This window comes from Kribbella sp. NPDC005582, from assembly GCF_040605415.1.
Taxonomy (GTDB): domain Bacteria; phylum Actinomycetota; class Actinomycetes; order Propionibacteriales; family Kribbellaceae; genus Kribbella.
This window is the reverse complement of record NZ_JBEXCU010000003.1, coordinates 772,689-796,500: the sequence shown is the minus strand read 5'-3', so window position 1 is coordinate 796,500 and position 23,812 is coordinate 772,689. Positions and strand designations below refer to the sequence as shown.

The following is a 23,812-nucleotide window of genomic DNA, read 5'->3' as shown; positions in this document are numbered from 1 at the left end:
GGTGGGCCCGTGGTCGAAGGCTCGCAGGGCGGACGTGGGAGCTGGGACGAGGGGGCGCTCGAATTTGCCGGTCTGTCCCGGGTGCGTCTCGATGCCCTGTTGCAGGAGCTCCTCGGCCGCGTCGACGAGATCATGGACCACCAGGAACGCCTGCGCGCCCTCCTCGACGCGGTGGTCGGGATCGGCGCCGACCTCAATCGGAACAGCACCCTGGACCGCGTCGTCACCGCCGCGTGCGAGCTCGTCGGCGCCCGGTACGGCGCTCTCGGCGTGGTCGGCCGTGACGGCAAGCGGCTCGTCCGGTTCATCCCCGCTGCTGCAACGGAGAACTGAGAGGACCGGGGAGCAGCGCCGCATCATCTCGAGCACTCCGAGACGTTCTCGACGACCGAACCGCCCTTCGAGGTCAGGATGCACACGGTCAGGACTTCAATCCCTCTCGGTCTGGGCCAACGCACCCCGCGATGCGGATCCTCGGCCCTGCCTGGACCGCCAACCTGGTGGTCATCGTCGGCACGGTCCCCAAGGTGCTGCTCCGCGAGGCGTCGTCCGCTCATCTCCTGGTCCTGGCCCGCACGCAGGAATCGAGGCGGGCTGGCGACTTTGGTGGCAGCGCTCAGCAGGTCTTGCGATCGCTCCCGAGCGATACGGCGACCCTTGCGTGCCGGGTAATATCTGAGAAGAGGTCCCGGATTCCCGCTCGATATCCCGCCGCGATCTTCTCACTTCTGGCGTCAGTAGCCGTTACGGCGTGAACCGCGAACAATGTCCCTCTGGCAGTGAAGGGCGCAACTGGCCCAGCTTTTGCTGCTCCGTTCTTCTCAGCATAGATATTGGCGGCACCCGTAATGACCGCGGCCACGAGCACGACCACTACAGCTGGCGAAAGCCATCCGTGCCCGCGGGATCCAGAACCTCCCGTTGGTCCATTGATCCAGTCGTCATGTTCCCCCACTGTTGATTCACTTGTCCACGCGCGTCATCACGTCCGCCGCCGCCGTCACGCCGACTCAGTGCGCGGATAGGCCGTCGAGGGCATCGCATTCCACGAGGTGGGCATGGTGAAACTGGCGAACTTCTTCGGCTGTGGTCGCGGAGGATTCGAGGCCTCCAGCGCCCTGAAACCGGCCTGCTCAGCTTCGTTCAACTCTTCGTGCGTCGTGCGGTAGGCCACAGCACGAAGCATGATCGCTCGGGCGATGGCTGCCGAGTCGGCCGTCTTGGGAAGGGCCAGGTCGACAAGCAGCAGCCGGCTGGGGCTCGCGGTGCCGTCCCTCACGACGAGCCGCAGCGTTTCTTCGTCGAGCCAGCCTTGCTTGGGGCTGAAGGCAACTGAGCTGAGCCACGGGTACCGGACATGTCCGACCAGGACTGTGCCGCGACTTCGCCTCGAGGCCAGGACCTTGCTTACGGCGTTCAGCGCCAGCGCCATGCCCGGACTCCCGAACCAACCCCCGCCCTTGTCATATTTCGCACACATCATGATGAGGCGTGCATCCGTGATGAAGAGGTCCGCCTGAATGTCGCTCAACTCCATGATGCTGCGCGTTTGATTCGCACCGACTTCCCGAACGGCGATCGAGGTCGCCACCAAGTGCTGGGATCGGTCCCCGTCCAATTGTTCGCGACCGACTTTCCCGTCATCGTTGAGAGCCGGAAACATTGCCCCGTCGGCAGTCTCTCCGACGGTTCGGGTGCTGAAGACGTTGAAGGTCATCTCGCCGTCCAATCTCCGAGTGAATCACCAGAACCAGACGACGATTCGACCGCCCCGGAACAGATAAGTCGAGTACAGGCCACACAAGATCGCGGCCAGTAGCCCACCCCAGCCTGCAGCTGGGATACCTGCCAGCGCGAGGACGGTGAGAATTGCGTAATAGATCCAGGCCTTGGAACGCCGAGCGTGCGGGGTCGCCGAAATGCCATCTGATTCCATGAGTTGGTCAACTCCCAAGTCGTTGGTCGTGGTCGTGATGTGCCGTCTGCGGGCGACGGGCCTAGAGGCTCAGGCCGAGAGGATGGCCACAGACCTCCGCGATGGCGATCGTGGCGTTGCGGAGCTCATTGACAGTCGTCGACTTGCTTTTGGCGATTTTCCGTATCCCAGAAGCTGATGCCTGGACCTGCGCCGAGGCCTCATAGCGCGTGGCAGTGCCCGCGAGATCGCCGGCCGCACGGAACACTCCGTTGTCGTTGAACACTCCGCGGTAGAGCTCTTTACTCACCGAATCGAAGCTCGCGCAAAGCTCATCCTTCGTGGCGGGACCGTCCGCGACACACCCGCTCACTCCTGGTACGACCAGCGGCAGTACCAGCGCCCACACCCAAGTCATCCTGCGCCGTGTCATGTCTCCCCCTACTGACGTGGTCTGGCAATGACCACCATGTGCCGCAGGCTAAGACCGCCCGAAGGAGACCGGGGACCCCCGATCGGGGGTCAAACCCGCGACGACCGTCCGAACACACAGCGTGGTCGAATTTGCGCTCTGTCATTGACGGCGAGGTCGGCGGCCTGCATCGTGATGGTGCGGGACAGCCCAGGGGGGCAGATGATCCACCACGACAGGCTCCTTGCCGGCGCGGGAGCCGTATCAACGCGCGCGCAGGTCACCGAGAGGGTCGCCTGGACACTCGGTGCTCCCGATCGTGCACTCGATCGGTTCGCGACCTTGTACGGCGTCGCTTTACGACTTGCGACGGTCAGCCTGGGCGGGGTCGCAGCATTCATGAGCCTTGCGCCGCCGGCGTCGGCCGGCTGGTTGTTTCCTGTGATCGGTGCGCTCGGAATCTGGTGCCTGATCTTCCTCTCCATCGCAGTCAGACATGGTCTGACCCATCGTTTGGTGATTGCCGACAGCCTGATCGTTTGCGGCATCGTGCTCCTGCAAAAACACCTCGTGGCGCCTGCGGATATCCCCAACAGCTCGGCCTGGCTGATGCCGATAGCGACCGCAACAGTCCTCTTGGCGCAACTTCGGCTCCACCCGGGCATCGGGGTTCCGCTCGGCGTACTCGTCACGGCCGCCTATGTCACCGGCCAGATGCGCGCAGTGCCTCTACATCCGGCAATGCTGATCAGCGCAGGGATCCTCCTGATCCAGACGGCGCTCTCGGCGGCGACCGTGCAGCTCCTCCGGCGGGCCGGCCGAGCTGCAGAACTGGAATGTGAAGCTCAGGCAGCGGAGGATCAGAAGGCAGGGCTCGCTGCCGCCCAGCGCGCGGAGGAGCGCGAACACTTCCGCCACCTTCACGACACTGCACTCGCCACCTTGACCATGGTCGGCTCGGGCTCGGTCCAATCGGGTTCCCCGATTCTGCAGGCGAGGGCGGCATCCGACGCATCAGCCTTGCGGATCCTGTCGGGCGAACGCCCCAGGGCCAGCGGGCTGCAACGGCTCGACACCCGCCTGCGGACAGTCGTCGACGCTGAAGCAGCCGGTCTTGAGGTAACAGCTACCCTGCCGTGCGTCTCGATCCGCGGCGACGCGCTGGAGGCGATCGCTGGTTGCGTCGGTGAGGCGCTGCGGAACGTCGCACGACATGCCGGAGTCGATACCGCGACCGTCGATGTATCGGTGAATGAGGACGGACGCGTGCTGGTGGACATCCGCGATCGCGGCCGCGGCTTCGACCCGAACACTGTGGACCTCCACAGCCGCGGCGTCCGCGAGTCGATCGTCGGCAGGATGGCCGACGCCGGCGGGGACGCCGAGATCCGGTCCGCGCCGTCGGAAGGTACTCACATCGTTCTTCGATGGGGTGACGATGAGCGACGGCGTTGACCAAACCACGGTCGTCCGGACCGAATTCGCTCGGGCCCTCGATATCAGCGTCATCGCCATCGTCGGCGTCTGGCACTTCCTCTATGTTCTACCCGCACTTGTCGTCAGCGCAGACGCGTACCGGCTGCTTTCGCTCGAGATGCTCGCCTGGACAGGTCTGACGGCTCTTCTGGTAGGCGGAGCCATCCGGACCCTCGCGGGTCGCGACACCTTCACAAGTTGGTGGAGGACGCTGTCAGCGCTACTTGCAACCGGCGCCGTCGCTGTTGCAATGGTCCCTGGCGACCAGGTCACCGGGGCCGCGAACTGGGCCTTCGGCGATGTCGTCCTCGTCGGCATCCTGCTCCTTCTCCGCGAACGGCTCATGGCCTTCGCCATCCTGTTCCTTGGAAACATTCTGATCAATTTGTCCGCGATGGTGATCCTCGCCGACCACGTCGGCCTGACCATCGCTACGCGATTCATCGTGATCGCCTGCGCGGGCGGAGCCCTGGTGCCAACCGCAATTCTCCTGGCGGCCAGAGCGCTCGACAACGCGGCGGCCGACGCAGGAGCCTCGATATCGAGGCGGACCGCATCGCACGCCGAGCGGCTGACAGCGGATGCATTGCACCGGGTCCGTCGAGATCGCTACGGATCGCTCCACAGTCGGGTCGAACCACTGCTTGTCGGTCTGGCCAACGGATCCCTGGACCCGCGGTCCGCCGACGTACAACACCGCTGCGCGATCGAGGCGGCTCGGCTTCGCCGGCTGTTTGCCGAGTCCGATGATGTACCGAATCCGCTCATGCACGAGTTGCGTGCCTGTGCCAGCACGGCGGAGTGCCGCGGAGTGCTCGTCGAACTCGCCGCCGTCGGCCAACTTCCCGATCTACCTCTCGGGGCGCGGCGAACGCTCACCGAACCAGTGATAGAAGCGCTGGCCTCAACCAATGCTTGGGCTCGGCTCACTGTATTCGCCAGCCCCGACGAGGTCGTCGTCTCCGTCACAGGCGACGGCAACCACCCGAACGAACCCCGACACCCACTGTGGCTGGAGGCACGATGGCGGCACCCGTGACCGTCGCAGTCGTTGACGATCATCCGGTAGTGATCGAGGGCGTCAGCACCTGGATCGCGCAGGATCCCGCAGCGAGAGTAAGGCTGGTGTCTGCCGGTTCAAGTGTGGAAAGCGCCACCACCGGCGCCGGCTGCCATGCTGACGTGGTCGTCCTCGATCTCGAACTCGATGGCAGGCTGATGATCGAAGAACTCGCCAAACTGGTCGACGGTGGCCGCCGGGTCATCGTCTTCTCCCAGCATGCAGGCGAGGATCTTGTGCGGTCTGCTCTCGATGCCGGCGCGAGCGCATATCTCACCAAACAGGAAGGTCAGCGCTACTTGGTGGATGCGATTGTCGCTACCGCGCAGGATCGCCCCGCCGTTCCCCCAGCGATGGCCGGAGTGATACTCGCCGATCATCGCCCGAAACTGGCGCCGCAGGAAAGAACGGCACTACTGCTGTGGTTCCAATGCAGATCAAAGGCCGCCGTCGCCGAGCGCATGGGTATCCGCGAGACCACAGCAAAGCAGTACATCGACAGGGCACGAGTGAAGTACGGACAGCAAGGCAGACATGCGGCCAGCAAGGCTGCCTTGCTCGCCCGGGCTATCGAAGACGGACTCATCCGCGCCGACGAGATCGCCGATCGGTAGCCGGCTGTCAATCGCGGGGGGTGGCTTCGTCGAGGGCTCTGGCCAGCTGGATGCGGGAGTCGATGTCGAGTTTTCGGAAGATGTGGCGCAGGTGGTAGTCGACGGTGTGTGGGGAGATGAAGAGTTTCGCGGCCGTTTCGCGGTTCGTGAAGCCGGCGACGACGAGGTCTGCGACGCCGCGTTCGGAGTCGGTCAATCGTGCCAAGGCGGTTTGGAGGGCCGGCCTTCCCTGGTCGGGCGGTGAGAATCGCACAATCGCTCCGACGAGTTCGGAACCGTCGTGGATCGCTTCGCAGGACGCCATCGTCGGCCCGATCGGGAGTTGCAGAACGGCGGTGTCGCGGGAAGCGAAGCGTTGCTGCGCCCAGGCCCAGAGTGTCTCGCGGTCCGTGGATGCGACGTACTGGCTTCCCGCGGTGTTGATGTACAGCGCACTGCCGTCGACGGCCGCGATCGGGCCTCTGGTACGGCGGCGCGCCTGCAGGAAGGACTCGTACAACGCGCTCGCCCGGGATCCCCCCTCGTCGAGCAGCCGTTGCTGCGTTTCGTGAACGATGCGGCCGACCAAGGCACCCATCAGTTCCCAGTGCGCCGGATCGGCGACGGTCATGTTCACCACGCCGGCAACCTGTCCGGTGAAGGGATCGAGCACCGCCCGGGAGGCGCAGGTGATGTGCGTGAACGCGTCGGCATAGTGCTCGAAACCGCGCACGAGCGCCGCGCCTCGGGTGCTCGCCGCCATGCCGATCGAGTTCGTCCCCACGACAGCCTCATCGCAGAAGAAGCCCGGCGCCGCGCCGACGGCGTCCATCTGCGATGCCGTACGGGCGGTACGCGTCCACCGCTGAATGACGTGGACTCGACGGTCGGTCAGCAGAAGGGCGCAGCGGATGTCCGGCAGTTCCGCGCTGACGGCTGTCATCGCCGGCGCGGCCGCCCACTGCAGCTTGCTGTCGTCGTCGACGTTCGCGTCGAACGGCGCATGGATCTGATCGGGCTCGAGACCCGCCGCCGCCGAGCGGTGCCACGAGGCCAGGACTGCGGAGCTGACCGTCTCGTTGTGGAACGGGCTGTTCTCGACCCGCGCGAACACGTACTCCAGAGCGCCGGCCACCGCGTCCCCCTCTCCCCCGGTCGAGGATTCCAGGTTCTGTCCCCGAACGGCAAGAAGAACTACGCGTTCGCGTGGGGTGCCGCAGGCTCCGCGGACCCTAGCTTGACGCCATGGAGCTGAATCTCACCGGGAAAGTCGCACTCGTCACCGGGGCGAGCAAGGGTATCGGCCTGGCGATCGCCCGCAGACTCGCCGAGGAAGGCGCCTTCGTGGTCGCCGGCTCGCTCCGTGGCAGCCCAGAACTGGATCTGCTCGCGGAGCGCTGGCATGTGCATCCGGTACGAGTCGACCTCACCACCGAGACCGGCCCGGCGGCGCTCGTCGCCGAGGCGATCACGCAGTACGAACACCTGGACATCGCGGTCAACAACGTCGGCGCCGTACGTCCCCGCCCTGACGGCTACCTCTCGGTGACCGATCAGGACTGGACAGACATCTTCGCGGTCAATTTCTTCGCGGCGGTTCGCACCATGCGGGCCGCGATCCCGCACTTGATCCGGCGGCCCCGGTCCTCGATCGTGACGGTCGGCTCGGTCAACGCGTTCCTGCCGGACCCGCTGGTCATCGACTACAGCGCCGCGAAGGGCGCGCTGGCCAATCTCTGCAAGTCCCTGTCGAAGGAGTTCGGTCCGATGGGCGTCCGCGTCAACACGGTCAGTCCGGGTCCGGTGGAAACCGATCTCTGGCTCGGCAAGGACGGCGTCGCCGCCACGCTCGCCAAGGTGCAGGGAACCCAAGCCGCGGACATCCAGGCGGGTGCGGCCTCGCAAAGCGTCACGGGCCGCTTCACCCGTCCCGACGAGGTCGCCGATCTCGTGCTGCTGCTGGCGAGCGAACGGTCCGCCAACATCACCGGCGCCGACTTCGTCATCGACGGCGGCCTCATCACCACGATCTGAAAGAGGAGCACCATGCCCAGACCAGTTGTCTTCATCCATGGACTGTGGTTGCACGCCACCAGCTGGCAGCCCTGGATCGAGCACTTCACCACTGCCGGCTACGAGCCCGTCGCCCCCGGATGGCCGCACGAACCGCCGACCGTCGACGAGGCCAGGGCGAACCCGGACGCGGTCGCCGACCTCACCATCGACGACATCACCAACCATTTCGCGGACCTCATCACCGAACTCGACCAGCCACCCGTCATCATCGGTCACTCCTTCGGCGGCCTGTTCGCCGAGAAGCTCCTCGGCCAGGGGTACGGCGCGGCGGCCGTGGCGATCGACCCGGCCCAGATCAAAGGCGTCCTGCCCCTCCCGCTCGCCCAGCTACGGTCCGGACTCCCGGCCCTGGGCAACCCGGCCAACCTCCACCGCTCGGTCGCGCTCACCGAGAAGGAGTTCCGGTACGGGTTCGGCAACGCCGTCAGCGAAGAGGAATCCGCCGAGCTGTACGCCAAGTGGACGATCCCCTCCCCCGCCCGGCCGCTCTTCCAGGCCGCCGCCGCAAACTTCGTCATGCACGCCCAAGCCGCCGTCGACACCGCCAACAACGAACGTGGCCCGCTGCTGCTCATCTCGGGCACCGCCGACCACACCGTGCCCGACGTCGTCACCAGATCGACTTTCAAGCAGTACCGCGACTCCACTGCCGTCACCGAGCTCAAACAGTTCGAAGGTCGAGGCCACTCCCTCACCATCGACAACGGCTGGCAACAAATCGCCGACGCCGTCCTCGACTGGCTGAAGACCCACAACCTCAGCTGAGTGCTACGAAGAGGGCCGGATCTACGCAGAGCGAGGGGGCTCGATGAACCCCGGGGAATGTCGGCGCTGGGTTCGTCGCTCCGAACCCTGTCGGCCATAGATGGGATGTTTTGGCCGCATTGACTTCGTTCAGTCTGGACCACAGGCGGGGGCAACGCTAAGATCCTCGAAATTCATGGGACTTAGTTCCCCTCTTTGGAGCGAGGTCGCCGTGATGTCTGAAGCGAGAGTGCTGCAGACGGTCGTCGGATCGGGTGGGCAGACGAGGCTGACGGACGGACCGGCCAAGGATCGCTGGCACCTGAACGCGCGCTACCTGCGGAGTCTCCGTACCGACAACCTGCTGCGGCCGTACCGTTCGGAGGCCGGCCTGTGGAGCTACTCCGGGTCGTGGGGTACGACGGTCGGCACGGCAACCAGCGACGGACCGAAGGACTGGCACTGGGGCTGGGAGTCGGTCACCTGCGAACTGCGCGGCCACATGCTCGGACATTGGCTGTCCGCGGCGGCACGAATCGGCCGCCAGGACGCTGAGGTGGCCGCTCGAGCCGGCACGATCGTCGCCGAGCTCGCTGCGTGCCAGCGCGCCAACGGCGGCCGATGGGCCGCGTCCATCCCATCGGCGTACTTCGATCGGCTTGTCGCGGGCAAGCCGGTGTGGGCACCGCAGTACGTCGTCCACAAGACGCTGATGGGATTGCTCGACCAGTACCGGATCGCCGGCAACGAAGAGGCCCTCAGCGTGACCTCGGCCTTCGCCGAATGGTTTCACGCCTGGAGCGGGAAGCTGTCGCGCGAGCAGCTGGACGACGTACTCGACCATGAGACGGGCGGGATGCTCGAGGTCTGGGCGGAACTGCTCGCGATCACCGGCGACCAGCGCGCCGCCGATCTCGTCGAACGCTACGACCGCCCGCGGTTCTTCGAGCCGCTGCTCGCCGGCGTCGATGTGCTGACCAACAAACATGCGAACACTCAGATCGCCGAGATCCTGGGCGCCGCGCGGGCGTGGGAGGTCACCGGCGTGCAGCGCTGGCGCGACATCGTCGAAACCTTCTGGGACGCCGCCGTGGAGACGCGTGGAACCTACTGCACCGGCGGCAGCAGCTGCGGCGAGGTCTGGCAGCCGCCCGGTGAACAATCCGCGCGTCTGCACGCGGTGCAGGAGCATTGCCTTGTCTACAACATGATGCGGCTGGCCGACGTCTTGTTCCGTTGGACCGGCCATCACCGGTACGCCGACTACTGGGAACGCAACCTGGTCAACGGCATCCGGGCCCAGCAGCACCCGGAGACCGGCATGCCGGCGTACTTCTTGCCATTGGCCGCCGGAAGCCGCAAGCAGTGGGGCCGGCCGACCGAGGACTTCTGGTGCTGCCACGGAACGTTGCTTCAGGCAAACGCCTCGATCGACGAGGCCGCACTGTACGTCGACCCCGCCGGGATCTCGATCAGCCAGTATCTGAACTCGGTCACGACCTGGCCCGGGCTGTTCGGCACCAGCGTGCAGATCACCATCGCCGCGGACCTCGAGGAAGGGGTCGTGCTCGGCCAACGACAGACCGTCCACGGTGCCGCCGGAATCCAGGAACTGCTGTCCCGCCCGCTGCCGCCGCGGCGACCGAACCACCACGTCTACGTTGTCGACGTGCACTGCGATCGACCATCCAGGTTCGAGATCAGGCTTCGGGTTCCATCGTGGTCAGCCGGAGCACCAGTGCTCCAGATCAACGGCAAGTCGGCGCCGGCCGTTGCGGACAACGGCTGGATTGTCATCGCACAGGTCTGGAGCAGCCAACAGCTCCGGCTGACCGTGCCGTCAGGACTGAGCACAGTGCCGTTGCCCGATCAACCCGGCACGGTCGCGGTACTCGACGGCCCAGTGGTCCTCGCCGGTCTGACGAGCCAAGAGTCCATCCTGTACGGCGATCCTGGTGAACCGGCGAATTTCCTCACCGCCGACCAGGAACGGCACCACAGCTGGTGGCGGACCGGCACCTACCGAACCACCGGTCAGCCCACAGCCATCCGATTCGTGCCGCTCGCCGAAATCCGCGACGAGCCGTACACGGTCTACTTCCCCCTGACGGATCAGGAGACGCCTTGATGACCGACGTGCGATTGGCGTACGGCGAGAGCGGGTTACGCCTCACGGTAGACCCGGCAGTGACGACGATTGTCGAACCTGTGCACACCGTCGCGGCCACCGACCAAACGCGGGCCCTTCGCAGGGCGCTGCGGGAGCCGGTGGCGGGCCCGCCGTTGCGTGAGCGGGTTCGCCCCGGACAGTCGGTCGCCATCTCGGCCTGTGACGGTACCCGGCCACAGCCGCGGCAGTTGATGATTCCGGCCATCCTCGAGGAGCTGGACGGAATCGTGGCCCTGGAGGACATCGTCGTCCTCGTTGCCACCGGCACCCACCGGGGAAACACCGAGGCTGAACTCCGGCTCATGTTCGGTGCCGAGATCGCGAACTCGGTGCGGATCGTGAACCACGACAGCCGGGATTCGTCACAATTGGTCTGGCGTGGCACCCACGGCAACGACGTACCGGTGTGGCTCAACCGGGAGTGGACCGACGCTGACGTCAGGATCACCACCGGATTCGTCGAGCCGCACTTCTTCGCGGGCTTCTCCGGGGGACCGAAGCTGGTGGCGCCGGGGCTGGCCGGCTTGGAGACGGTCCTGGTCCTGCACGACGCGTCGAGGATCGGTGACCCGATGGCGACCTGGGGGGTCACGACGGGCAACCCGGTTCACGACGACGTCCGGGCCATCGCCGAAGCCACCGGCGTGACGTTCGCCCTGGACGTCGTACTGAACCGGGACAAGGACATCGTCGCGGCGTTCGGGGGTGATCTGCTGCCGATGCACGCGGCCGCGGCGTCCTTCGCGCGCCAGATCGCGATGCGGCCCGTCGACAGACGGTTCGACGTCGTCGTGACCACGAACTCCGGGTTCCCGCTCGACCAGAACCTGTACCAGGCCGTCAAGGGCATCTCAGCCGCCTATCAGGTCGTCCGGCCGGGCGGAACGATCATCTGTGCGGCCGAATGCCGTGACGGCTTCCCGGACCACGGCCAGTACCGCAAGACCCTCGAGGCGGCTCCTTCGCCGCAAGCGCTGCTGGCGGCGATCGCTTCCCGGCCCGTGACCGTTCCCGATCAATGGCAGATCCAGATCCAGGCCAAGATCCAGGCGGCGAATCGCGTCGTCATGCACACCGGATTCCTGACCGACGCGGAGCTCGCCGCCGTCCAGCTCGAGCAGACGCACGACATCTCGGCAACCGCCGCCGAGGCCGTCGCGACCGCCGGCCCCGGCGCGACGATGTGCGTCCTCCCGGAAGGGCCACAAACCATTCCGTACCTGGCCTGAGAGCAAGGGCCACCCGCCCAGCCAAGCCCTGGAGACACGGCGGCTGGGCTGTCGTGCGCTGACGTAAAGGCGGCCGTCGCCCCCCTGGTGCTGCCCGCCATCCTCGTGACAACTGCTCATGTCACCGTTGCCGGTGCCGTCGCTCCAGGTCCTCCGACTACCTGGCCAGGTGCTGTCTGCGATCTTCACGATCCCGACTGCGCGATGTCTGATGGGTTCATCGTCAGCGGATCACCGACAAACGAGTAGCGGCCGCTCTTCCACACGAGGATGGATTCGTCAGTCTGCTCGTTGTGCCACCAACTCTCGTCCCACGAATGCTTGTCGTCGAAAATCCAGGAGACTCGGGTGCCGGGTTCGTACTGCCGGTTGCTTGGCCAGACTCGGTCTTCGGGATCGTCGGCCGGTGTCTTCTGGGTCCTGATCAGCACCGCATGGATGTCAGGCCGCGGCTGCGTGCGCTCGCGATCGATGTACACCGGCAGGCGTGATGCCAGGACTGTGCTTGTCCGCTTGGGGATCGACCGTACATAGGCATGCACTCGCAGCCCGACGCGCATCGTGCGGAGGAGATCACCCGGGCGGAACTCCGCCCGTTGCGTGAGGGATGCGTCCAGCAATTCCGAGAACAAGAACAGCGCCGGCAACGAGTCCTGTTGGGAACTGTTGAGCTGATGGATCCGCAGCAACTGAAACCACAGATCACTCGGGCCTTTCGCGAGATCGTCGACCCAGCCGTTGGTCAGGGCGAGCATACTGATCTCCGCCCGGATGGCCGAGTCCAGTTCCGACAGCCCGATGAACGGATCGGCCTGCGCACGATCCATCAAACGGCGGTGCAGATCCCCCTGCGGCCCGTTGTCCGGCAGCTTCTCCGCGCGTTCCATCTGACCGATCAGTTTGTCCAGTACGTCTAGCCGTTCCCGGGCGATCCGGATCGACTGCCCCGCGATCTTCACCTCGGTCGCGTTGTCCAGCGCCCGAATCAACGGCCGCCGGAACACCAGCACCACCAGTGCGACGATGAGCGGCCAGGTCACCAACCGCACGATCTCGATCCAGTCCCCCACCGCCGCAGCCCTTCTCGACGACGTCACCCCCGCGACGTTCCCCTGCTCCGATGGTGGCCGTGAGACAGGGATGGCGCAATGCATGGACCCGGCTGAATCGTCGAAAGGCGATGCTCCGCATCGATCGCGAACTCCGCCCCGCCGTACGCCGTCATCCTCCGACGGCCCTGTATCAGACCCAGACCGGCAGGACTCTGAACTGGTGACTGCTTCTGTGTGCAGCAGCACTAGGGGGAACGAGATGTCTGAGGATTTCGAGGTTGTCGTTGAGGCTTTTGAGGACGAACTGACCGAGCGGGTGCAACGCCGGAGGGAAGTTCTCCCCCGTCATGACCGGGTTCGTGAGCAGTTCGGTGAGGTCGACCCAGCCGCTCTCAGGGTTCTCGGTCCCACCTTGCTGGGGCGTAAGCGTGACGAGAACCCACCGTTCGTGGCGACCGTCTTCGACCCACGGGACAACCGGTCGATCCAGGTCACCGGACTACTCGACGGCGACGACCTCGACGTGGAGCCGAGCGCGTTCCGGCCGAACCCGACCAGCGACGAGCTCGGCGCTGCTTTCGAGATACTGAGCGACGACCGCGGATTCGCCGACCTGCGAGATCGCGAGGACGTCATCGTCTACCAGCCAATGCCACCGCTGGCCGACGTCGAACGCGACGATGGAACGACGGTACGGCGGATCGCACTGGGCATCCTCGACCCGCGGGCCGAACGTCCGCACCGCTACGCCGCAGTCGACCTGAGCGAGGGTGCCGTGGAATGGGACCCGGAGCTCTTCCAGCTGCTGGAAGGGGACTGCGAGGAACGACTGCCGGTCGGCGTCAACAGCATGCCCGACGCCGGCGGCCGCGACTGGGTCCGGGTTCGCGTGCTGCGTGGCGGCGTCGAACTGTGGAACCTCGTCGTCGTCCGCCCGCGCGCGTCCGAACCCTCCCATTTCGGCAAGGGATCCGGCGTCGAGCTGAAATACGTGACCTACCGCGGCCGACTCGTGCTGTGGCAGGCGCACGTACCGATTCTCAACGTCCTGTACGACGATGGTGTCACCTACCGGGACTGGCAGAACCAGGAAACGCCGTTCATTGCCAACGGCTACGACCCGGTGGGACCGGGCTGGCGGGTCTGTACGTCGCCGCCGGCAACGATCCTGGAGTCCGGGACCGACGCCGGCAACTTCCAGGGCGTTGCGCTCTGGTACGAGGACGGCGAGCTGCGAATCGTGAGCGAGGTCCAGGCCGGCTGGTACCGGTACATGTCGGACTGGCGACTCCGCGACGACGGGACCATCGCGCCGCGGTTCGGCTTCGCCGGCACCCGCAACGCCCGGACCTGCATGCCGCACCAGCACCACGTGTACTGGCGCCTGGATTTCGACATCGACGGCGCGGGCAACGACGTCATCGAGGAACGCGGCCTGTTGTTCCCCAGCGTTCCGCTGTGGTGGAAACTTCTCCGGGAAACCCGACGGACCCGCTCGTTCTTCGCCCGTCGTTGGCGCGTCCGCGACGCCCGGACCGGCCACGGCTACACCATCAACCCCGGGCCCGCCGACGGCACTGCCGACGCGTACGGCGTCGCCGACCTGTGGTTCCTGCGCTACCGCTACTCCGAACTCGACGACGGCGTCAGCGTCGTCGGCGGTTCCCAGGCCGACACCCGCTGCCGCCTCGACCAGTACCTGACCGCGGAATCCATCGATTCCACCGACGTCGTTGTCTGGTACGCCGGCCACTTCCGCCATGACGAGGCCCATCCGTCCGTCCACCACGGCCACATCGTCGGCCCTGAACTACGCCCGATCAACTGGTAATGCCGAGAGCCCGCCGCGGGCGGCGACGTGAGCTGTTCGACGGCCTTGGTGTACCGATCGGTGATTTGCCCTTCCTGCGTCGCTCTCAAGGCCCGCGCGGTGTACACCAGCCCGGTCACCACCTGGAAAGGCCGCTGCCGGTGCGCGTCCCGGGACCAACGTCGGCAACTGCCAGTACTCCATCGATCGGGCGCGCGAGGCCCATCCGGATCCTCGAGTCGCCCGCGCCGCGGACGGCCCGCCGGGAGCGATGATCCCGGCAAGGCCGCCCTGACGCCCTTCTCCGTCTGCCTTTCTCGCTAGGCGCCCTTGACCACGCCGGTGGCGACGTCGATCGAGATCCGCTCGCGCCCGTCCATGGCCAGACTGGTACTGGATGGGAACTGCAGCGGGAGCCAGACGTAGCGGGACTCGTTCACGGGGCGATTCCAGGCGCCGGCCCACCGGTCGCCCATGTACAGGTACGAGGGGGCCTGGGTGCCCTGGATCGGAAGCACGAACGCCGTCTGCGAGCGGTATCCAGTCGAGTCGCCGACAGCGCGCCACGCACTCCAGGGACCGGCGATGTTGGTCGCGGTGGCGTACCGCTGCTGGTTCGGATTCCACCAGGTTGCACCCGAGGTGACCATGAAATAGACGCCGTTGCGCTTGAACAACGCCGGCGCCTCCCGGTGACTGCCGTCCCAGCGATACACCCGTGCCGCCACGTTGGTGTAGTCGGAGGTCAGCCGGTAGATGTGCAGATCGGCGTTGTCGTCCGCCGCGGAGATCATGTAGCCGGTGCCTTGGGTGTCGACGAAGGCGGTGATGTCACGGGACATGTGTCCCTGCGGCCGGAAGCTGCCGAGATACCGGTAGTTGCCGTCCACGGTGGACGAGACCGCGACCGCGGCCCGGGCCTCGGAGTAGTTGCTGCCGTACTCCTTGTGCATCCACATCACGAACTGCTTCGTCGCCGCGTTGTAGATCACCTTCGGCCGTTCGATCTTCGCGTAGCCGAGTTCGGGCGCGGAGCTCTCTCGGAGTACGTGGTTGCGGAACTCCCAGGTCTTCAGATCGGTCGATCGGTAGGCGGACACATACCGGAAGGAGTCGTCCGCGTTCCGGTTCTCTCCGAACCAGTAGTAGTACTGATCCACCTTGATGACCCCGCCACCGTGTGCGTGGATCGGCGCTCCAGCGGTGTCCCTCCAATCCGCGCCGTTGACGACCGTCACCGGCGCCGCCTGAGCGCCGGTAGGAACGCCTGCCACCACCATCGCTGTCACCAAGGCGACCGCTGAAAAAATCTTGTGCATCGTGACTCCTCTCACGGCTGCTCGACGGTCAGAGGCGGGATTCCCACCGGACGTTGCGGCCGGATGCGTCGGCCGGGAGCCGGTCCCGCGCGGCAGTGTCGCCGTACATGGTCCAGCGCGCCCAGTCGACAACGGTCTTCGGGAAGCGCTGGTCGCTCCAGAAGCTGGTGTGGCTGCCACCGACGAACGTCATGAACGCCTTGGGCCAGGTGATCTCGTTGTACGCCGCCCGCGCCGAGGAGTAGGCGCAGGTGGTGTCCCGGTCGCCGTGGACGAACAGGACCTTGGCCTTGACCGATCCGGACGGGTTGCCCATGTCCACGCAGGACTGCGGGTTGGCCGAGATGATCCGGCTGTCCGGCCAGCGGGTCAGCAGGCCGTGGGTGACCATGCCGCCGAGCGAGTGCCCGGAGACACCGACACCGATGGCGGTGTTGAGGTGCCCGGCCAGCGGTCCGCTCGTGTTGAGGGCGAGGGTGTTGGTGAGGATCTGCGAGACGTCCTTGGAGGTGTTGCCGTTGTTGACGTCGCTGAAGTTGTGGTTGAAGTACGGCGCCGGTACGACGAATCCCGCCGCGGCCAGCGCCTTGATGATGAACAGCGAGTTCTGCGGGCTGCTGCCGAAGCCGTGGGTGAAGTTGTAGATCGGAAAGACCCCGTTGGCGACCGGAGCGTTCGTCACCGGGTTGCCCCCGGCGGTACCGGTCGCGGGGTAATAGACGTACGTCGTGCATTTCCGGCTGCCGCGGGTCCAGTCGTACCGGCGCACCCCGACCGCGAACGGCGTGGCCGGGGCGGGGGCCAGCAGCGTGGGCGCCGCGGCGAACGCTTGCTGCGCGCCGAATGCCGTCAGACCGGCGCCTGCGGTGACCTTGAGGAACGTGCGACGTTGGATGGCCATTGATGACTCCTTGGGGCGAAGGTGGATGTGGACGAACAACCCGTTAGCCCTTGATTCCGGACGTGACCACGCTCCGGATGAAGTACCGCTGGGCGAACAGGAAGATCAGCAGAACCGGAATCATGTACAACGCAGCGCCGGCGGCCTGGACGGTCGGGATCGCGGAGCCGCGCGGATCGCGGTACCACGAGGTGATCGCGACCGACAAGGTCGTGTGGTCGACGTCGGGCAGCAGCGCCGGAGCAATGTAGTCACCCCAGGTCCAGCTCAGCGTTGCCGGCGCGCTCGGGCTGGCAGTGCTGCTGAACCGGCGGCTGAAGGCGGTCGGGCTGTGGCGGACGATCTTCTTCCTGCCCTCGGTCGTTCCTGTGGTTGAGCCGGGTGGCGTCGGTCTGGATGAACTCGACCCGGATGCCCGGGTTGGCTTCTCGAACCCCGCGATGTGTTCCTTGGTCAGCTCGTTGTTGGTGTACATCACGGTGAGCGTCACGGTCGCTCCGGAGTCGCCGTTCGCCGACGAGCCGGAGGTGCCGGCGTTGCAGCCGCTCGGCACGGTTGCCACCCCACCGGCGGTCAGTGCCGATCGGGCCAGGAACCGGCGCCGCGTGATCTCAGGGTTCATTCCGATCCTCCACCATGACACGCGGCGATCTGTGCACGTTCACACCCTCCGGTGCACAGCTGATGAAAGCGCATGGTCATCGGCCTGACAAGAGTTCAACAACGGATTTGTGCACGTGCACAGCGACTGTCAAACTTTGTCAAGTCAGGCGCGCAGGTCCTCGCGCTGGGTTCCGAGCCGCAGCCGCAGCCGGTCGAGCTCGTTGTCGACCAGGACGCTGCCGGCGGCCCGGGCCGCCGAGAGGACCGGACGAGCCAGGTCCACGGCCGCGTCCACGGCCCCACCGCACGCGTGGCTGTCGGCCAGCCGCAAGGTCAGCATCAGGCGGCTCGACGGCATGCCGGCCGGCAGGTTGGCCAGCGCCGACTCGGCGAACGTCACGGCGCGACGCGCGCTCGCCGGGTCTTCGGTCGCCTCCGCCAGGTCGCGCATGGCACCCGCGAAATGCGACGCGAGGTACGTCGCTCCCTCGGCGTCGAACAGCCACGGTGCCTCGAACCGGTCACTGTCACCGAGCCGCTCAGCGGCCCGCTGGACGTCACCTGACATCCGTGCGACCTGTTGCCGGTCCCCGAGCAACGCCAACCCGCGGAGCTCGCCAAGCCCAGCCTGTACGGCGATCCACCGGCGCCTGCCCTTGACCGCCGCCGCAGCCTGCGCGTAGGCCACCGCAGTGGCGCCGTCCCGCTCCAGCAAAGCCAAGCTGCTCATCGAACTGAGGGTCGAACACGCTGCCGCGTGGTCGCGCGACGCGGCAGCCCATTCCACGCTTCGATGCAGCCACGCCATGCCGAGGGCGCGCTGGCCGCGGTCGACCCGTAGCCACGCGGCCCGATCGGCGTACCGGGCGGCTAGCCGGAGCAAGACCGTCGCCATCGACTCGGGTGCCTTTGGCAACAAAGCCATCGTCGCTCTGAGCGTCTGCTCCAGGGGCGCGAGGAACTCGCCGCCGCGCCCCTGCAGATCCGCCTCGATCGCGACGACCAGCATCGCGGCCAGGACATGCACCGCATCGGTGCCGACTGATTGCAGTTCGCCGCCGACCATCCCGGCCAAGCCGTCGGCGGCCGTGGCTACCGTGCAACCGTCCGTCCCGTGCACCGGGCAGATGACGCCGTACGCCGGTAGCCGGAACTGCCGGGGCGGTTGCGGATACACGGTTTCGGCCAGGGCGGGCGGCCGCGGCAGTGGTACCCCGACCGGCTGCTCGCATTCGTCCTGACGCCGCGCTCGGGCATTCGTCGCCAGCGTGACCAACGAACCACCCGCACCGAGCAGCTCGTCAGCCCCGCCGGCGAAGGCGATCCGGGGTACCCGGGCACCGCTCTCCAGCTTCGAGACGTACGTGTGGCTGTAGCCGAGACGAGTGGCCAACTGGACCTGCGTCAGTCCCGCCTGTTCCCGCAGACGGCGGAGTTCCCGCCCGAACCGCTCGTCGTCCGTTCCAGCCGCGCGCATACCTCGTTATATCCCCGGCGCGGCACTCAGGCCGATTCGCGGACGACCAGTTCGGTCGGCAGAATCACGGTGGCCGTTCCCTCACCGCTGATCTGGGCCAGCAACTGGCGCACCATCGACTCACTGATCCGGTCCCAGGGCTGCCGGATCGTGGTCAACTGCGGCTGAACGGCGGTCGCGACCGGTGAATCGTCGAAACCGGCGACGGCGATGTCGCCCGGAACGTTCAGGCCGGCCCGCCCGATCGTGGTCAGCGCACCGTCGGCCATCAGGTCCGACGCCACGAAGACGGCGTCGAGGTCCGGTGTCCGGCTGAGCAGTTGCTCCATGCACGCCGCACCGCTCGCCCGGCTGTAGTCGCCGATCGTCACCAGGTTCTTGTCGTGGCGTACGCCGTACTCGCTCAGCAGTTCGCGATAGCCGGTCAGCCGTTCCAGCCCGCCGGGGGTGTCCTGTGGGCCGGCGATGGTCGCGATCCGGCGCCGGCCGGAGTCGAGCAGGTAGCGCATCATCGTGCGGGCACCCTCGCGGTCATCGGCCCCGACGTACGACACCGCGCCGTGCCGGCCGAGCGGTTTGCCGCAGCAGACGAACGGCAGGCCGGCTCGCTGCAGGTGCTCGATCATCGGATTGCCGCGGTGCGACGAGAACAACAGGACGCCGTCGACGTGGTGCGCGGAGAAGTACGGGATGATCCGCCGCCGCTCGGCCTCGGTTCCGGCGGTGATCAGCACGAGCGGTACGTCGTACTTGGCCAGCGCCTGGGTGCAACCGAGCAACAGGGTCATGAAGTTGGGATCCTCGAACAACACGTCCTGCGTCTCCGAGACCAGGAACGCGACCGTGCCGGCCCGCTGGGTGACCAGGCTGCGGGCCGCGAGATTCACGACGTACCCGAGTTTGCGAATGGCCGCGTTGACCGCGTCCTGGGAAGCCGGGCTGACGTTGCGCCCACCCTGCAGGACGCGCGACACCGTGCCGCGGGAGACTCCGGCCTCCGCCGCCAGGTCGTGGATCGTGGGCGGTCGCCCGGAACCCGCGCGCCTGCTCCGGTTCGGTGCCGTATCTGTCATCGATCCCTCGTCTGCCGGCCTGGAACGAACTTCGTCCGAACTCTACTGTGTACGTTCACAGCAGGGGTGACAAGTGAGGCGGGGGATCCATGGAACGAGATTGGCCGGTCGGGCTGGAAGCGCTGGCCTATGGTGGCGACTACACGCCGGAGCAGTGGCCGGCCGAGGCGTTCCGGCGCTGGCTGCGTGACCGCTACACGACCGTCAAGGAGCTCAACGAGGCCTGGGGCACCATTTTCTGGGGCCAGACCTACAACTCGTGGTCGCAGGTGGAACCGCCTCGGCCGGTCCCTCCGGTCGCCAATCCGAGCCAGCAGCTGGACTGGGCACGGTTCACCAGCGATGCGCTGCTGGCGAACTTCAAGCGGGAGCGCGACGTCCTGCACGCCCTCTCCCCACAGGTGCCGGTGACAACCAACTTCCACGCGGGTAACCACTCGGCCTAGCGATGGCTGCGGACATCACCCGCTCGTTGGCGGGCGGCAGGCCGTGGCTGCTGCTCGAACATTCCACCGGCGCAGTGAACTGGCAGCCACGCAACCTCGCGAAGCAGCCGGGCGAGATGGCGCGCGACAGCCTCGCGTACGTGGCGCGCGGTTCGGACGGCGCCATGTTCTTCCAGTGGCGGGCTTCGCGGTTCGGTGCGGAGAAGTTCCACTCGGCGATGCTTCCGCACGCCGGGACGGACAGCCGGATCTGGCGCGAGGTCGTCCAGCTCGGCCAGGACATGGCCGCGCTCACGCCGGTCCGCGGCAGCCGGGTGGTCGCCGGCATCGCAATGCTCTGGGACTGGCAGTCGTGGTGGGCGCAGCGTCTGGAGTGGCGGCCGAGCGCCGACCTCGACGCCCGCGAACGCGCCGACACCTGGTACGCCGCCGCCTACAACCGCCACCTGACCGTCGACTTCGCGCATCCCGGAGCCCAACCACACCACCGGCAGCGTCGTCGCCCTGGACGGGTGACGACGCCCGCCGCACCTGATGGTCAGGAGCGAACCAGGGTGTAGTCGTCGACGTTCACCCAGTTGCCGGCGTTCGCGTCGGACTGCACACCGACCTGTATCGATCCTGCTGTCACGGTGATCCCGGAGATGGTGACCTTCGTCCAGCTGCCGATCGAGCGGTTGATCGACGAGCTCAGCTCGCTGCCGCCGAAGTTCCTGGCGAAGATCGTCGCCTTCCGCTGGCCGCCGCTGCTCTTCACCCAGGCCGACAACGTGTAGGTCCCGTTCGGGACAGTGATGTTCTGGTACCGGCTGGCGCTGTAGGCCGACGACGAGCTCTGGCTGAACGACCAGCGTCCGGTGTGACCGCCGAGCTTGTTGTTGTTCGCGGAACCGGAGTTGGTCCAACCGGCCAGGTCGGTCTGCGCGACCCGGTCGGCCTCGGCGCTCGGGTTGAGCACGTAGTTGTTGCCGCTGCCGACCGACCAGGTGCCGGCCGCGGCGTCGACGTTCCACTGGCTCACCGAGTGGAAGGTCGGCGTCGTACCGTCGAAGGTGACCGGCATCCATTGGTGGTAGCCGATGCCGTTACCGGCGAAGTCGCTCCAGCGGTCGCCGCCGAACATCACGAACGATCCCGCCGAACCGGTCACGCTGAAGGCCAGGCCGGTCTGCGTGACGTGCGAGAAGTCGGCGCTCGTGCCCTTCAGCACGAACTCCGAGGAGTACGGGCCCATGATGTTGCGCGACGAGATGCAGTAGGTCTGGGACGAGTTCCAGCCGTGCAGGTCGGACGAGCAGAAGTAGTACGTGCCGGCGTTCTTGAACATGATGTTGCCTTCACGACCGCCCGCCGAGCTGTTGTAGATGTTCTTCGCGGGTTCGACGTGCAGGTAGTCCGAGGAGCGCAGCGCCGAGACGTACAGATGTGACCGGCCGCTCTTGTTGCTGAAGATCACGTATGCCTTACCGTCGTCGTCGGTGAAGATCGACTGATCACCGGACATGCCGGTGGTGACGTTCGCAATGTTCGACTGGGTACCGGCCCGGGTGAAGCGGCCGTTCGGCGTACTGCTGGTGAGGAAGACCAGGCCGCTGTCGAGCTGGGAGACCAGCACGTACTTTCCCGTGGCCGGGTTGCGAGCGACGCCGACCCGGCCGATCCAGCCGCCGTTCAGCTCCGACGACGTGATCGCGTTGCCTTCGAACTTCCAGTTCGCGAGGTCGGTCGACGAGTAGATGGTGATCGCGCTGAACCCCGTGTTGCCGTTCTTCCCGCCGGCAGGGTTGTTGTAGTAGGTGACCGCGCCGTTGTACTTGACGCCGTACCAGTAGTAGACGTTGCCGACCTTCAGCACGCCACCGCCTTGTGAGTAGATCGGGTTCCCGGCGGTGTCCTTCCAGAACACGTCGTTCTGGATGGTGGCGCTCGCGGCGAGGTCCTGCATCGGCGCGGAGGCGCCGGCGGCGCCACCGCCGGCCAGGGTCAGTGCGAGGGGAAGCGCGAGCGCCGCTGTCAGTCGTCCGGCAAGTTTTCTCAGCATGGTCAGATCCTTTTGATGGGGCGGGGGTCAGGACTCGAAGGCACCGAGATCCGGCGCGCTTCCGTGGTACGGCAGACCGACGTTCGTACCTTTGTCGATCAGCGTGCTGTTCGCGGCCGGGCGGAGGGCGGGCCGCGCCGGCAGACTGCCATCGGCTTGCCGGGGTGCGTGCCAACCGGAGGTCGAGACGCTCTGGAACTGCGCGTCGTTGAGTGTGAGGCCCAGGTTCCAGGAGTTGTAGGCGGCATTGGTACCGGACATGTTCGACAGGAGAGTGCCGCCGTACGCGATGTTGTTGCGGAGGTTGCCCTTGCCGGTCGCCGCGCCGCTCGACGTGACTCCGAGCATGTTGTAGTCGGGGCGGTTGTTGTAGCTGGTGTTGTTGAAGTAGTCGTTGGCCAGCGGGTGGTGGTTGGCGTAGACGCCCGCCGCCTTGTTGTTGAAGGCCACCGACGAGCGCAGGGTGTGCTTCGCGGCGTTGCTGACGTACTTGCCGCCGTAGCCACCGACCTTGAAGCCGTTGCCGTTGCCGGACGGCGTGGTGGTCCCCGGCAGGTAGCCGTTCCGCCAGGCCCACGAGTTCTCGATGGTGACGGACGAGTAGGCGCTGATCAGGTCGAACCCGTCGTCGGAGTTCCACCACGCCCGGCAGCCACGGAACACGTTGCCGGGGTGACCGGCGGGAATATGCGCGCCGAAGCCGTCGGCGCTCTCGCCGGCCCCGTTCGAGGTGCGCGGGTCGTAGTTGTCGTGCGAATCGGAGTTGAGCACGAGATTCCCGCCGCCGTCCTGGATGAACAGGCCGGGTCCCATGTTGTGGTGGGCGTTGATCAGCTCGAAGACGTTGTTGCTGCCCGAGATCCAGATCCCCCACGACTCGTGGTTCAGGTTGTTGTTCTGCGGAACGCCCTTGACCTCGAGACCTTTGAGGTGGATCCAGTTGCCGGTGACATCGAATCCCTTGATCCGGCAGTTGTCGCCGACCCGGGCGAAGTCGAACACCGGCGTCTCCCCCGGAAAGGCCCAGTAGCGGATCAGCTGGCCCGCGGCACCGCTCTTGTTCAGGGTGATGGCGTCCACCCGATCGGTGCCGCTCTGGCATCCACGGTTGGCTCGGGTGTAGGCATAGGTGCCACCGCGGAAATAGACGGTGTCACCAGGCTGGGCGACCGCCTGGGCATGGGCGATCGAGGCCCAGGGCGCGGACTGACTGCCCGCGGCGCTGTCACTCCCGGCCGGGGCAACGTAATAGGTCTTACCCGCCAGGGTGTTCCCGGCGGCCGGTCCAGCGCCGATCGCCGTGGTCGCCGAGACGGCGATCGCAGCGGCGACCAGCGCACGAGTCATAGCTGGTTTCATGGGCGGCACTCCTTACAGATTGTGCACGTGCACACTTTGATCACGGAGCGTTCTGC

General features: G+C 66.4%; 23 protein-coding genes. 11 read left to right on the top strand and 12 right to left on the bottom strand.

What is annotated here, in order from left to right; all coding sequences use genetic code 11:
• The first annotated feature begins 9 nt into the window (after positions 1–9).
• Complete coding sequence (locus ABZS29_RS21395; protein ID WP_355464018.1) at positions 10–333, top strand: hypothetical protein; 324 nt, start codon at positions 10–12, stop codon at positions 331–333.
• A gap of 667 nt (positions 334–1,000) precedes the next feature.
• Here the strand turns inward: ABZS29_RS21395 and ABZS29_RS21390 are convergent.
• The 3 genes from ABZS29_RS21390 to ABZS29_RS21380 all read right to left on the bottom strand — a co-directional run bounded on the left by ABZS29_RS21390 (position 1,001) and on the right by ABZS29_RS21380 (position 2,225).
• The gene (locus tag ABZS29_RS21390; RefSeq protein ID WP_355464017.1) at positions 1,001–1,717 is read right to left on the bottom strand and encodes a hypothetical protein; all 717 of its coding nucleotides are present in this window, start codon (positions 1,715–1,717) and stop codon (positions 1,001–1,003) included.
• 24 nt (positions 1,718–1,741) lie between these two features.
• Positions 1,742–1,936 (bottom strand): hypothetical protein, encoded by a 195-nt coding sequence (locus tag ABZS29_RS21385; RefSeq protein WP_355464016.1) that lies wholly within the window; start codon positions 1,934–1,936, stop codon positions 1,742–1,744.
• Positions 1,937–1,997: 61 nt separating this feature from the next.
• A complete protein-coding gene (locus tag ABZS29_RS21380; protein WP_355464015.1) occupies positions 1,998–2,225 on the bottom strand; it encodes a hypothetical protein in 228 nt (75 codons plus the stop codon).
• A 324-nt stretch (positions 2,226–2,549) separates the two neighbouring features.
• On the opposite strand from ABZS29_RS21380, the gene ABZS29_RS21375 reads away from it, so the two are divergent.
• The 3 genes from ABZS29_RS21375 to ABZS29_RS21365 are packed head-to-tail and all read left to right on the top strand — an operon-like array spanning position 2,550 to position 5,477.
• Positions 2,550–3,782 (top strand): ATP-binding protein, encoded by a 1,233-nt coding sequence (locus tag ABZS29_RS21375; RefSeq protein ID WP_355464014.1) that lies wholly within the window; start codon positions 2,550–2,552, stop codon positions 3,780–3,782.
• Positions 3,766–4,842: a hypothetical protein gene (locus ABZS29_RS21370; protein ID WP_355464013.1), complete on the top strand. Its 1,077-nt coding sequence runs from the start codon at positions 3,766–3,768 to the stop codon at positions 4,840–4,842. Before ABZS29_RS21375 ends, ABZS29_RS21370 begins: the two co-directional genes overlap by 17 nt.
• Complete coding sequence (locus ABZS29_RS21365) at positions 4,827–5,477, top strand: response regulator (RefSeq protein WP_355464012.1); 651 nt, start codon at positions 4,827–4,829, stop codon at positions 5,475–5,477. Before ABZS29_RS21370 ends, ABZS29_RS21365 begins: the two co-directional genes overlap by 16 nt.
• Positions 5,478–5,484: 7 nt before the next feature.
• Here the strand turns inward: ABZS29_RS21365 and ABZS29_RS21360 are convergent, their stop codons facing one another.
• Entirely contained in the window at positions 5,485–6,591 is a 1,107-nt protein-coding gene (locus ABZS29_RS21360) for a LuxR C-terminal-related transcriptional regulator (protein ID WP_355464011.1), read from the bottom strand.
• Positions 6,592–6,701: 110 nt separating this feature from the next.
• Here ABZS29_RS21360 and ABZS29_RS21355 point away from each other — a divergent pair, with 110 nt between their 5' ends.
• The 4 genes from ABZS29_RS21355 to larA all read left to right on the top strand — a co-directional run bounded on the left by ABZS29_RS21355 (position 6,702) and on the right by larA (position 11,675).
• Entirely contained in the window at positions 6,702–7,490 is a 789-nt protein-coding gene (locus ABZS29_RS21355) for an SDR family oxidoreductase (RefSeq protein ID WP_355464010.1), read from the top strand.
• Positions 7,491–7,502: 12 nt separating this feature from the next.
• Positions 7,503–8,297: an alpha/beta fold hydrolase gene (locus ABZS29_RS21350; protein ID WP_355464009.1), complete on the top strand. Its 795-nt coding sequence runs from the start codon at positions 7,503–7,505 to the stop codon at positions 8,295–8,297.
• Positions 8,298–8,511: 214 nt separating this feature from the next.
• Positions 8,512–10,404, top strand: coding sequence for a beta-L-arabinofuranosidase domain-containing protein (locus ABZS29_RS21345; RefSeq protein ID WP_355464008.1), 1,893 nt, complete (start codon positions 8,512–8,514; stop codon positions 10,402–10,404).
• Positions 10,404–11,675, top strand: a complete 1,272-nt coding sequence (gene larA / locus ABZS29_RS21340; protein ID WP_355464007.1) for a nickel-dependent lactate racemase — start codon at positions 10,404–10,406, stop codon at positions 11,673–11,675. The genes ABZS29_RS21345 and larA overlap by 1 nt, the downstream gene beginning before the upstream one ends.
• 185 nt (positions 11,676–11,860) lie before the next feature.
• Here the strand turns inward: larA and ABZS29_RS21335 are convergent, their stop codons facing one another.
• The gene (locus ABZS29_RS21335) at positions 11,861–12,745 is read right to left on the bottom strand and encodes a hypothetical protein (protein WP_355464006.1); all 885 of its coding nucleotides are present in this window, start codon (positions 12,743–12,745) and stop codon (positions 11,861–11,863) included.
• 241 nt (positions 12,746–12,986) lie between these two features.
• Between ABZS29_RS21335 and ABZS29_RS21330 the strand changes: the two genes are divergently transcribed.
• Complete coding sequence (locus ABZS29_RS21330; RefSeq protein WP_355464005.1) at positions 12,987–14,558, top strand: hypothetical protein; 1,572 nt, start codon at positions 12,987–12,989, stop codon at positions 14,556–14,558.
• Positions 14,559–14,857: 299 nt separating this feature from the next.
• Here ABZS29_RS21330 and ABZS29_RS21325 read toward each other — a convergent pair whose 3' ends face one another.
• From ABZS29_RS21325 to ABZS29_RS21305, 5 genes are all read right to left on the bottom strand, one after another.
• Positions 14,858–15,856: a family 43 glycosylhydrolase gene (locus ABZS29_RS21325; RefSeq protein ID WP_355464004.1), complete on the bottom strand. Its 999-nt coding sequence runs from the start codon at positions 15,854–15,856 to the stop codon at positions 14,858–14,860.
• 28 nt (positions 15,857–15,884) lie between these two features.
• Positions 15,885–16,757, bottom strand: a complete 873-nt coding sequence (locus ABZS29_RS21320) for a hypothetical protein (protein WP_355464003.1) — start codon at positions 16,755–16,757, stop codon at positions 15,885–15,887.
• A gap of 43 nt (positions 16,758–16,800) precedes the next feature.
• Positions 16,801–17,379 carry a hypothetical protein gene (locus ABZS29_RS21315; RefSeq protein WP_355464002.1) on the bottom strand — a complete coding sequence of 193 codons (579 nt, stop codon included), beginning with the start codon at positions 17,377–17,379 and terminating at the stop codon, positions 16,801–16,803.
• Between the two features lie 144 nt (positions 17,380–17,523).
• A complete protein-coding gene (locus tag ABZS29_RS21310) occupies positions 17,524–18,837 on the bottom strand; it encodes a helix-turn-helix transcriptional regulator (RefSeq protein ID WP_355464001.1) in 1,314 nt (437 codons plus the stop codon).
• A 26-nt stretch (positions 18,838–18,863) separates the two neighbouring features.
• Positions 18,864–19,910, bottom strand: coding sequence for a LacI family DNA-binding transcriptional regulator (locus ABZS29_RS21305; RefSeq protein WP_355464000.1), 1,047 nt, complete (start codon positions 19,908–19,910; stop codon positions 18,864–18,866).
• Positions 19,911–19,999: 89 nt separating this feature from the next.
• Here ABZS29_RS21305 and ABZS29_RS21300 point away from each other — a divergent pair, with 89 nt between their 5' ends.
• Both ABZS29_RS21300 and ABZS29_RS21295 read left to right on the top strand, forming a co-directional pair.
• Complete coding sequence (locus tag ABZS29_RS21300) at positions 20,000–20,356, top strand: beta-galactosidase (RefSeq protein ID WP_355463999.1); 357 nt, start codon at positions 20,000–20,002, stop codon at positions 20,354–20,356.
• A 2-nt stretch (positions 20,357–20,358) separates the two neighbouring features.
• Positions 20,359–20,916, top strand: coding sequence for a beta-galactosidase (locus ABZS29_RS21295; protein WP_355463998.1), 558 nt, complete (start codon positions 20,359–20,361; stop codon positions 20,914–20,916).
• Here the strand turns inward: ABZS29_RS21295 and ABZS29_RS21290 are convergent.
• Positions 20,895–22,397: a family 43 glycosylhydrolase gene (locus ABZS29_RS21290; RefSeq protein ID WP_355463997.1), complete on the bottom strand. Its 1,503-nt coding sequence runs from the start codon at positions 22,395–22,397 to the stop codon at positions 20,895–20,897. The genes ABZS29_RS21295 and ABZS29_RS21290 overlap by 22 nt on opposite strands.
• Positions 22,398–22,424: 27 nt before the next feature.
• Positions 22,425–23,756, bottom strand: coding sequence for a right-handed parallel beta-helix repeat-containing protein (locus tag ABZS29_RS21285; protein ID WP_355463996.1), 1,332 nt, complete (start codon positions 23,754–23,756; stop codon positions 22,425–22,427).
• Positions 23,757–23,812 lie beyond the last annotated feature (56 nt).

Bases quoted from the DNA above. Each gene is read 5' to 3' on its own strand.
- ABZS29_RS21375 (WP_355464014.1), top strand. From the start codon at position 2,550: ATGATCCACCACGACAGGCTCCTTGCCGGCGCGGGAGCCGTATCAACG.
- ABZS29_RS21390 (WP_355464017.1), bottom strand. From the start codon at position 1,717: ATGACCTTCAACGTCTTCAGCACCCGAACCGTCGGAGAGACTGCCGAC.
- larA (WP_355464007.1), top strand. From the start codon at position 10,404: ATGACCGACGTGCGATTGGCGTACGGCGAGAGCGGGTTACGCCTCACG.
- ABZS29_RS21320 (WP_355464003.1), bottom strand. From the start codon at position 16,757: ATGGCCATCCAACGTCGCACGTTCCTCAAGGTCACCGCAGGCGCCGGT.
- ABZS29_RS21295 (WP_355463998.1), top strand. From the start codon at position 20,359: ATGGCTGCGGACATCACCCGCTCGTTGGCGGGCGGCAGGCCGTGGCTG.
- ABZS29_RS21385 (WP_355464016.1), bottom strand. From the start codon at position 1,936: ATGGAATCAGATGGCATTTCGGCGACCCCGCACGCTCGGCGTTCCAAG.
- ABZS29_RS21365 (WP_355464012.1), top strand. From the start codon at position 4,827: ATGGCGGCACCCGTGACCGTCGCAGTCGTTGACGATCATCCGGTAGTG.
- ABZS29_RS21330 (WP_355464005.1), top strand. From the start codon at position 12,987: ATGTCTGAGGATTTCGAGGTTGTCGTTGAGGCTTTTGAGGACGAACTG.
- ABZS29_RS21355 (WP_355464010.1), top strand. From the start codon at position 6,702: ATGGAGCTGAATCTCACCGGGAAAGTCGCACTCGTCACCGGGGCGAGC.
- ABZS29_RS21345 (WP_355464008.1), top strand. From the start codon at position 8,512: ATGTCTGAAGCGAGAGTGCTGCAGACGGTCGTCGGATCGGGTGGGCAG.
- ABZS29_RS21285 (WP_355463996.1), bottom strand. From the start codon at position 23,756: ATGAAACCAGCTATGACTCGTGCGCTGGTCGCCGCTGCGATCGCCGTC.
- ABZS29_RS21370 (WP_355464013.1), top strand. From the start codon at position 3,766: ATGAGCGACGGCGTTGACCAAACCACGGTCGTCCGGACCGAATTCGCT.
- ABZS29_RS21290 (WP_355463997.1), bottom strand. From the start codon at position 22,397: ATGCTGAGAAAACTTGCCGGACGACTGACAGCGGCGCTCGCGCTTCCC.
- ABZS29_RS21310 (WP_355464001.1), bottom strand. From the start codon at position 18,837: ATGCGCGCGGCTGGAACGGACGACGAGCGGTTCGGGCGGGAACTCCGC.
- ABZS29_RS21300 (WP_355463999.1), top strand. From the start codon at position 20,000: ATGGAACGAGATTGGCCGGTCGGGCTGGAAGCGCTGGCCTATGGTGGC.
- ABZS29_RS21305 (WP_355464000.1), bottom strand. From the start codon at position 19,910: ATGACAGATACGGCACCGAACCGGAGCAGGCGCGCGGGTTCCGGGCGA.
- ABZS29_RS21350 (WP_355464009.1), top strand. From the start codon at position 7,503: ATGCCCAGACCAGTTGTCTTCATCCATGGACTGTGGTTGCACGCCACC.
- ABZS29_RS21315 (WP_355464002.1), bottom strand. From the start codon at position 17,379: ATGAACCCTGAGATCACGCGGCGCCGGTTCCTGGCCCGATCGGCACTG.
- ABZS29_RS21325 (WP_355464004.1), bottom strand. From the start codon at position 15,856: ATGCACAAGATTTTTTCAGCGGTCGCCTTGGTGACAGCGATGGTGGTG.